Below are 8937 nucleotides of genomic sequence, written 5' to 3'. Positions count from 1 at the left end.
CCCGATCGAGTTTGAGACAATAAACATGGCCCTCAACGCCGCCTAAAACCACTAACCCCCAGAGTCAACTGAACTCGGGGCAGTCCCGTCAGGGGAGCCCTATTTTTGGTTGTCGTTAACACGACAGTTCGGGTTGGCTGTTGATACGTCAGGGACGCAGCCCTCCTTCTCTCGTCAACGTGGTGTTGTACTCGGGTTCACGATGTCTCTGACTGCCCGGAGCAGCTCCGGCGCTCCTCGTGTGTCGCTGTGAATGCAGATCGTTTTGATGCGTGAGAAGTTTATGTCGTCGATCATGGCGCGGACACGTTGTGCGACACCGTCTGGTCCTCCAACCTGGTCGTAGGTCCAGCCGAACATCTGCACTTGGGTTCCCTGGTACGGGCGGTCCGCGAAGAACTCCGGGACGATTTGAAGTCCCTTGTCGGTCGATGCTTGCTCGAGTGCGGAATTTGGCAAGGCATAGATCTCTAGACTTGGATCGAAGTCGCGCGCAGCTTCCGCGATCCCATCGGCGAGTGTGCGATCGCGGCTGGCCATCATGTAGAGCGCTCCGTGTGGTTTGATGTGCGTCATGCGATGTCCCGCAGGCCTCAGGAACGCGTCGAGCGCGCCGAGCTGGTAGAGGGTGTAGTCGTAGGCGTCCTGGGCGCTGATGTTGATCTCGCGACGTCCGAAGCCGAGTCGATCGGGCAGGCCCACGTGCGCTCCCACGCGGACGCCGTACTTGCACGCCGAGCGCACGGCATTACGGATGGTGGTGGGATCTCCCGCATGGAAGCCACACGCTACATTCGCTGATGTGATCAGTGGCATGAGTTCATCGTCCGCGCCGTATTGGTAGGCGCCAAAGCTTTCGCCGAGGTCAGCGTTTAGGTCGAAGGTCCGTTCAGTCAATGTTTGGTGCCTTTCGGGCGTTGGTCAGCTTTTCCCAGGCTGCGGCGAACTGTAGCAAGGTGGATTCTGCGTGCGGCGCTGCCAGGACTTCTAAACCTACTGGGAGTCCGGTTGATGTGAATCCGACCGGCATTGACAGAGCCGGAAGCCCTGCCTGTGAGGCGATCACTGTGTTGGTCGGGAAGGTGAGCGCGGTGTAGAGGTGGTCATGAAGTTCTTGATGTGTCGGCGGTACCACCTGCACTGTCGGGTATACGAGGATATCGACCTTCGAGCGGGCCAGGAGATCGACCACGAGGCGCGAGAACTCGGCCTGGTTGGCGAGCAGCCGGTTCCGTTCGGCGTCGGTGTCTGGGTCGTCGGGTCCGTCCGCGATAGCGCCGATGAGGTCGTTGAGCGGCTCGAAACGCCCCGTCGCGTAAACCTCGTCAAATGAGCGCACCGGCGCGTCGCGGCTGGAGAGAAAACTGGTGATGTCTGCTCGGGATTGCCGGACGTACACTGAGGTCTCGGCTATCCACCGTGGGAGGTCGTCGATAGTGAGACTGGGAATGACAGTTGCGCCCGCCAGCTGGAGGGCCGCAATCGCATCGCGAACGACCCTATTGACCTCGCGCGAGCGCTCCCCGTGGTCTCCGAACGCGGTCTCGAGGACACCAACCGAGAACTCCCCAAGTGGGCGCTGCTCCGCCACTGTCGCCGCGTACTGCCCGACCTGTCGGTCATGCCATGCGGTGGCCGTATAGGGGTCTGCGGGATCGTACCCGGCGATTACGTCGAGGAGCACCGCCAGGTCCTTCGCGGTGCGTGCCATCGGACCTGGAGTGTCCTGGAAATGGACAAGCGGAGAGAAGCCACGCCGACTGATCAGGCCTATCGTCACCCTCAGGCCGTAAACATTGTTGAACGAGGCTGGGATGCGGATCGAGCCGCCGGTGTCTTCGCCGATGGCGAGAAGCCCGAGGTTGGCAGATAACCCGGCTCCGCTGCCTGCACTGGAGCCGCCCGAGTCGCGGAGCGGGTCATACGCGTTGCGCGTGTGACCCGATCGCGACGATGATGAGAACCATCCGGCTGCGAAGTCGCACATTGTTGTCTTCGCGAGGATCACAGCTCCGGCCGCGCGGAGCCGCTCTATGACGCCAGCATCTTTGCTCGGCACGTAGTCTGCGAACAGTTCTGAACCGAAAGCGGTCCGGATACCCTTTGATTCCGCCTGATCTTTCACCAGCACAGGAACGCCGTGGAGCGGTCCACTGAGCTCGCCGGTCGCCTGGAGTAATGCGTCTAACCGTTCGGCCTCAGCGAGGGCGTTCGGGTTCACGGTGACAATGGAATTGAGCCCGTACCCTGCGCGATCGATTGCCTCAATGCGGTCGAGGTACCATTGAGTGAGTTCACGGCTTGAGAGGTCGCCTCTGCGCAGTGCTCGGTGGAAGTCCTCGACCGTAAGATCGATCAAATCAGTTTTGATGATGTTCATCGGTCTGGTCCCCTTAGTTCGTCACGGAAGCGGCTGCTGCTCCGGCCCGCTGGCTGAGCTTTGTGATGACAAGGTAGGAGCCAGCGGAGAAGACGAGCCCGATCACGACCGTAGAGAACTCCGGCACCATGAGATTCGCTGCCAGAGCAAGCCCGGACCCAATCGCCCAGGCCACGAACGGCTGCCAACGCACCCGTGGGATGATTCCGGTGCGCTCACGGCGGGTAAGAAACTGATCGGCAATGATGATCGCGCCGATCGGCGGCACGATGATGCCGAGCAGAATCAGCCAGCTGATGAATATCCCCCAGATACCCAGGACAGCGATCACGGTGCCCATCGCGCCAAGAATAAGGGTCAGGATTCGCATCTTGCCGTTAAGCACCGATGACCAGCCGACCGCCGAATTATAAAGACAGTGCGTGCAAACCGAGCCGAGGTTGACGAACAGGAAGACGACTGCGATGACCGCCAGCACTCCACCGTTCTGGGCGATCAGGCTGAAGACGTCACCCGAGCCGGCTGTGGCGGCGGCAATGACACCTCCGACAAGCATGGCGATGAGGTTACCGACAGGAAACGCGGTCGACGTCGCGATCCAGGCCTGCCGCGGAGTCTTCGCCCACCGGGTGAAGTCGGCGGTCATGGTGCCGGAGTCGGCGAAGAGGGCGAACACGAGCGTTACTCCGACGCCGAGCGCCAGGGAGCCCGTCTGTGTTCCCTGGTAGGCCCAGATGCTTGCTGCATGCGCGCTCGCTTGGACTGCGGCGATGATTCCGAGCACGAGGAAGAGCGGTACCGAGATCATCCCGATGATGGACAGCGCGCGGATCCCGAGCAGCGTGAATAGTGTAAACAGCACACCTGCAATGAGAGCGATGATTGTTGCGTTCACAGGGAAGGCGCCGGCCATGCTGGCGCCGACTAGTCCGGTCTGAACCGCGAACCATCCGAGAACGAGGGTGGAGAGAAGAACCGAGCAAACCATGTAACCGGTGCGTCCGAACGTGCGGGACGCCTGTAGTGAGAAATTGAGCCCGGTCTTTGCCCCGAGTGCGCTCAGCGTGCCAACGTATCCGAAAAGCAACGCATTGCCGATCAGCATCGCCCCGAGCGCCTGGACGAAGCCCAGGCCGTTTACGAGAGTTGCTCCCGTAACGGCACCGGTGATTATCATCGGGAACCCAGCCCAGACGCTCGCTACCGACAATAACGACCGTCTCTTGTCACGCGGCACCGGTTCGTTCTCGTATTCGCTGCTGAAAAGTTCTGCTTCGGTGTTCGTTTCCATGATCTTCCTCCGTGAATTTCGAGCTGGCATTTGTCGGTGATGTCGGTGGTGCTTTGGTCAAGTGGTGAGGTGTTCTCTGCGTCAGTTCGCGCTCGAGTGTGCCTGGATCGCGGCGATGACAGTTCGTGCGGTGTAAGTCAGGTGCTCGGACGTTTCGATCAAGAGAGCGGACAAGTCTCGGGATCTGATCCAATAGAGGATCTGCTCGTGTTGCCGGTGTGCTTCACGGAAGTCATCGACCGACGACGAGTAGATCGCCATGTAGGGCTCCACTTTGTCCCAGACATTGCGAATCAGCTCGAGGAGATGCGGGCTGCGGGCACAGTCATAGAACCGCAGGTGAAAGTCCTGGTTGAGCTGGCGCCATTCCTCGACGTCAATTGTCGGACGGTCCATCTTGGCCAAGATCTCTTCCAGGTCAGCGATATCGATGTCCGTCACCTGCTCGATGGCCCACTCAGCAGCCAGCTGTTCCAAACGCAACCGAATCTGGAAGACCTGACCTACCTGATCTTCAGAGAGCAACGTCACAGTCAAACTGCGGCGGTGGAACACCACAAGGCCGTCGGCCTCGAGCCGTCGAAGCGCCTCACGAACAGGCATCGTGCTCACCTCAAACACGTCGGCGAGTGCCCGGATCGAGATCTTCGTACCAGGCGTCAGGGTGCCCGACGTAATCCACCGGCGAAGCCGTTCATAGACCTCGTCGTTAATCGTTGAAACGTGAATCGGATTGTTGCCCATATTTCCTCGCCCCATTCATGATTTGTGATCACATTAGGAGTAAGCCGACGAGCCCAGGTTACAGAAATGTAAATAACATGTTACGGACATGTAAACAATCTGGGGATCAGATCACAAAACGGAATAAATAGCAATTTTGTCCGTTTCGTGAGTTGGCCCCCGACAGTCCCTCACTGTCACGTCGGGCCCTTCCGCCGGCACTGGCACGGAGGTCGGGACCTCAGATCTCACACCGCGCCCGTGGAAGACATTCTTTGCCGGGGCGCAGAACGCGTAAGCAGCGACGTGGCCGCAGCCCTCTTACTTCAAAGGAACGGCGGCGCGGCCACCCTCAGTTCCGCCAGGGCGGAGCCGCTGCGCGGCGCCGTTTTCTGATGCTTTTTGACCATTCCGGCCGGTCATCGTAGCTTCCTTCCGCGTCTTTCGTTTCGGGCTTTCGCGGCATATCCTCACTCGCTGCGCTCCCTGCGGTATTCCACGACCCTGCACTACAACGCTTCCGGTCGCTATCGATTTCTCTTCGCCGGAAGGCAAAAAAACACGTTGTCCCAGGAGAAAGAGAAAAGACCATGAGCACACTGACCATTACCCACACGCACGCTGAGGGAACCCTGATCGACGGCACCAGTACAGGCGACGGGACCGCCGAGGTCCTCAAAGCCAGCGGGTGGCGTTGGGGGCGCAGCATCAGCGCCTGGTTCGTCCCCCAGTCCCGCGACCGCCTCCCTAAGCTCCACCTCATTACCCGCACGAGGGTGGCACTGGAAACGGCGGGATTTTCGGTTGAAACCGTCATTGACAGCACCTACCGCCCGATGGCGGAGGTTGAGGCTGGAAAGATCGTGCGTCAGGCCGAGCGGGTTGACGCCCTCACGGCGAAAGCCGAGCGGAAGAGCCGTGCTGACGAGGCCGCGTGGACCCGTGCTCGCGCCGCGCATGACCGGCTGCCCGAAGGTGGCGAGCCGATCAAGATTGGCCACCATTCCGAAACCCGGCACCGTAACGCGATAGCCCGGGCAGATCGTGCGATGCGCACATCGGTTGAAGCCAACGCAGACGCCGCCACTGCCCGGGCACGCGCCGACACGGCTACCCACACCACCGACGACCGTTACCGCCCGGTGACGGTCGCCAACCGCATCGAGACGATCGGGGCCGAGCTTCGCAAGTTGGAACGGCGCATCATCGCCCCGCGGTATGACGAAGCCCGCGGCTACGTTGACGCTACCGACGCCGAGAAGCAGGCTCGAGCGTACCACCTCGCACCGCACCTCGGTGAGAAGCGCGACCAGCTCGCCTACTGGGAGGCCGTCCGCGCCGCCCAGATCGACAGCGGCACGGCCACCGGGTATGACCGTACCAACGTCAGGAAGGGTGACCGGGTCAAGATCCGCGGGCAGTGGCGCGACGTCGTCCGCGTCAACGTCAAAACAGTCAGCGTTACCATCGGTTACAGCTGGACCGATACCGCCCCGTATGCGGAGATCCAACAGCACCAGCGACCCGAATAACCCCAGACGTTCACGGCCGGCCCCGCGCAGGGCCGGCCGTGAGGGGACGATACCCCCTCACACTCCCCCACTGGTGAACCCGGCACGGAGGCCGGCCCACAGGGAACCGGCTGCGCCGGTCCGTCTTTTTAAGACTTTTCTTCCCTTGGTGTCCGGTCATCGTAGTTCGCTCCGTGCCTACGCACCGCAGTTTCGGACGCGGTCGCAGGCTCCCTTATTTCGCCCGAGCCTGCGGTGCTTCGCCACTCCCGCTCTCAATCGCTTCTCTTGCCACCAAGGGCAGAAAAACGGTGGACGACTACACAACCACTGCCGAGAGCCGGAACCCCGCGCCCTCACTAACTCAGGAGAGAGAACCCCATGACCACCATCATCCGTAGTGTCACGATCAACCCGACCGAAACCATCACCACCCTGAACCTGACCCCGGACAGCATTGGGGCAGACATCAGCGCCGCCATTGGCTGCTCCATGTTCGACGTCGTCGGCTTGGCCGACAGCATCGACTTGTTCGTCGACGATGAAGGACTCATCAACGGCTCAGCCCTGAACCTGCCCGCAACCGTGCTCACCCACCTCCTCGGCAGCCCCACCGTCATCTTCGGCACCGCCATCGCCGTCAGCGTCACCCCCGACGGCGAAACCATCGGCCTCACCGACCGCCAACTCGCGAGGATCCAGAAGGCCTTCGCGCAGAAACCCGACGACGGCACCATCGACACCCTCGTCGACAGCCTCTCCCCCTTCCCCACCATCGTCAGCATGCTCCGCAACATCTAGCCACACAGCCGGCTGGCCCCGAGAGGCCAGCCGGTGAGGGGGCCAGCCCCCTCACACTCCCCCACCTGGACACCCGGCACGGAGGCCGGACCCGATGAGCTGGCTAGGCCAGCCATATTGATATGAGGTCGTTCCTGCGCTTGGCGCTGATCGCAGTTCGGTTCAGGCCTATCTTGGCCTTGGGGTTGGGTGGAAAACCCGTAGGGTGACCCCTCACGTTCCTATGCGGAAGAACCCAATATTTACAATACAAACAAGTATTGTGTGTATTGTGAAAGAATAAATTATTGTCTTACTGGCGTGTCGATCAAAACAATATTCGCAAACAACGTAATAGTTGAAAGACAATCAACCTAATAAATACAAACAAGTATTGTGTTTATTGACTTTCGTGAGAGGTAAGAGCCGTGGCGCACACAGCAGTCATATCGAACAACAAAGGTGGCGTGTCAAAAACGGAGCTGACCGTACAGCTTGCCGCCGCGCTCGCTCGAGCCGGCCAGCGGATTCTCGTCGTAGACATGGACCCACAGGCGAACGCCACACGTCGACTTGGCATCGAATGGGACGCGAACGAACCCATCCCCACCATGTCCGAGGTTATAAAGGCCGACCAGTCCGGATCGGGGGAGGGGGCTGTCGTCGCCTGCGGATGGACCAGCCCCGAGGGGACCCCAACAGCAGAGGCGGAAAACATTGATGTGCTGCCGGCACGGTTTGACCTCATAAACCGAGAAACTGAAGCCGGAGTCATCGGAGCCGTGAGACGGCTCCAAAAAGCACTCGACGGATGGACCGACGACTACGACATTATCCTTATCGACACGCGGCCAGACCTCGGTCACCTGGTGCAGATGTCGATGGCGGCCGCCGACACCATCATCATCCCAACCGACCCCAACTACGACTCCGTCGAAGCAGCCATCCGCGTGAACGACTTCGTGACTCGTCATGCGATCGACATAGCCAACCCGACCCTCACGGTCGGAGGCATCGTCGTAACGCGACGAAAAGCCACCATCGAACACGACTACCAAATCGAGGGACTACGCGAGCAGTTCGGAGACCTCGTGTGGAACTTAGGTGGCCTCGTGAAAATGTCTGACGGTTCAGAACTGCTCAACCCTCCGTATATCCCCGAATGGTCACGCTTCGCAGAAGCCGACGCGGCGGCCGTTTCGCTGTCCGACTGGAACGACCGAAACGGACGTAAAACCGTCGCTCTCTATGACGCCGTCGCGCGAACCTATCTAGCCCGTTTCCTCGGCACTAAGGGGATGGCAGCATGACCACCCCTACTCGTCGACGGCCAGGAAGCGCAAGCCCAATCAGGCTGGTGCCCGAGGTCGAGGAAGTCCGCACGCCATCTGCCATAGAGCCTCCGCCGGCCGTTCTATTGCCGACTCGCACATCCAGTGAGTCACCGGCTGACGCTGTGGAGAGTGACGAGAAGAAGGCAGTCACGTTTGGACTCCGTACTTCCCTCAAGAAGCGCGCCGAAACGGCAGTACTCAGAACTGCCGGCTACGAAGGCGGCTACACATCAATGGCAGCCCTCGTTGATGGTGCACTGGAACGTGAACTTGCACGTCTCGCCGTTGAATTCAACGGCGGTGAGCCTTTTCCTCGAAATGTCGGTGGGTTCCGTCAAGGCAGACCCCTCGGGAGCTAACGGTAGAACGGGGAAGGCGCAACCATGCACCACACGCCACTATGGGAGCCGCTGCGCGGCGCTGTAAGGGCCTTTCGTTTTTACGTGTGTGGCTGGTCATCGTAGCTTCCTTGCGTGCCTGCGTTCGGGCTTTCGCGGCATATCCTCGCTGCGTTGCGGTATTCCACGACCCGGTACTGCGGCACTTCCGGTCGCTGTCGATTTCTCTTGCCAGTCAGGCAAAAAAATTGTTAGTGGAGAGGGAGCACGATCATGAGTGAGATGGTGACGGTGTACAGCAAGCCAGCGTGTGTCCAATTCACGATGACCTACCGAGCACTCGACAGAGCAGGTGTGACCTACACAGTCGTCGATGTGACCGAGAACGCAGCAGCTCTTGAATACGTCTCTGAGGACCTGGGCTACAGTTCGGCGCCTATCGTGGTCGTCGACGAGCACAGCCACTGGGCCGGGTTCCGGCCCGACCGCATCGGAATTTGTCAAGGCGAATGAGACCAGTGGGAGTTTAGGCGGCTAGTTCGAGCCCGTCGTTCTCAGTCGGTTTGTCGGCCGGTTTGTT

8 protein-coding genes are annotated in these 8937 nt (G+C 60.2%); 4 read left to right on the top strand and 4 right to left on the bottom strand.

The genetic code is table 11. From position 1 onward, the window contains the following. Window positions 1-174: 174 nt before the first annotated feature. The 4 genes from CXY80_RS00925 to CXY80_RS00910 form a co-directional block, all read right to left on the bottom strand. On the bottom strand, window positions 175-897 hold the full coding sequence (locus CXY80_RS00925; protein ID WP_104131234.1) for a 5-oxoprolinase subunit PxpA: 723 nt from the start codon (window positions 895-897) through the stop codon (window positions 175-177). After that, window positions 890-2380 carry an amidase gene (locus tag CXY80_RS00920; protein ID WP_104131233.1) on the bottom strand — a complete coding sequence of 497 codons (1491 nt, stop codon included), beginning with the start codon at window positions 2378-2380 and terminating at the stop codon, window positions 890-892. Before CXY80_RS00920 ends, CXY80_RS00925 begins: the two co-directional genes overlap by 8 nt. A 13-nt stretch (window positions 2381-2393) precedes the next feature. Beyond that, a complete protein-coding gene (locus CXY80_RS00915) occupies window positions 2394-3671 on the bottom strand; it encodes a cytosine permease (protein ID WP_104131232.1) in 1278 nt (425 codons plus the stop codon). 81 nt (window positions 3672-3752) lie between these two features. Then, on the bottom strand, window positions 3753-4415 hold the full coding sequence (locus CXY80_RS00910) for a GntR family transcriptional regulator (protein WP_158251504.1): 663 nt from the start codon (window positions 4413-4415) through the stop codon (window positions 3753-3755). A 569-nt stretch (window positions 4416-4984) separates the two neighbouring features. Between CXY80_RS00910 and CXY80_RS00905 the strand changes: the two genes are divergently transcribed. The 4 genes from CXY80_RS00905 to CXY80_RS00890 all read left to right on the top strand — a co-directional run bounded on the left by CXY80_RS00905 (window position 4985) and on the right by CXY80_RS00890 (window position 8870). After that, window positions 4985-5926 carry a DUF3560 domain-containing protein gene (locus tag CXY80_RS00905; protein WP_104131230.1) on the top strand — a complete coding sequence of 314 codons (942 nt, stop codon included), beginning with the start codon at window positions 4985-4987 and terminating at the stop codon, window positions 5924-5926. Window positions 5927-6286: 360 nt separating this feature from the next. Continuing rightward, window positions 6287-6706 (top strand): DUF3846 domain-containing protein, encoded by a 420-nt coding sequence (locus tag CXY80_RS00900; protein ID WP_104131229.1) that lies wholly within the window; start codon window positions 6287-6289, stop codon window positions 6704-6706. A gap of 407 nt (window positions 6707-7113) precedes the next feature. Continuing rightward, window positions 7114-7995, top strand: a complete 882-nt coding sequence (locus tag CXY80_RS00895; RefSeq protein ID WP_104131228.1) for a ParA family protein — start codon at window positions 7114-7116, stop codon at window positions 7993-7995. A gap of 635 nt (window positions 7996-8630) precedes the next feature. Beyond that, entirely contained in the window at window positions 8631-8870 is a 240-nt protein-coding gene (locus tag CXY80_RS00890; protein ID WP_199182194.1) for a glutaredoxin domain-containing protein, read from the top strand. Window positions 8871-8937: the final 67 nt, after the last annotated feature.

Origin of the sequence: Cryobacterium sp. M91, assembly GCF_002929615.1 — a bacterium.
In the GTDB taxonomy this organism is placed as follows: Bacteria; Actinomycetota; Actinomycetes; order Actinomycetales; family Microbacteriaceae; genus Cryobacterium; species Cryobacterium levicorallinum.
The sequence above is the reverse complement of the archived record's forward strand: the minus strand, read 5'-3'. Positions and strand labels throughout refer to the sequence as shown.

Excerpts from the sequence above, each read along its gene's own strand:
- CXY80_RS00900 (WP_104131229.1), top strand. The coding sequence starts at position 6,287 with ATGACCACCATCATCCGTAGTGTCACGATCAACCCGACCGAAACCATC.
- CXY80_RS00890 (WP_199182194.1), top strand. The coding sequence starts at position 8,631 with ATGAGTGAGATGGTGACGGTGTACAGCAAGCCAGCGTGTGTCCAATTC.
- CXY80_RS00915 (WP_104131232.1), bottom strand. The coding sequence starts at position 3,671 with ATGGAAACGAACACCGAAGCAGAACTTTTCAGCAGCGAATACGAGAAC.
- CXY80_RS00910 (WP_158251504.1), bottom strand. The coding sequence starts at position 4,415 with ATGGGCAACAATCCGATTCACGTTTCAACGATTAACGACGAGGTCTAT.
- CXY80_RS00920 (WP_104131233.1), bottom strand. The coding sequence starts at position 2,380 with ATGAACATCATCAAAACTGATTTGATCGATCTTACGGTCGAGGACTTC.
- CXY80_RS00905 (WP_104131230.1), top strand. The coding sequence starts at position 4,985 with ATGAGCACACTGACCATTACCCACACGCACGCTGAGGGAACCCTGATC.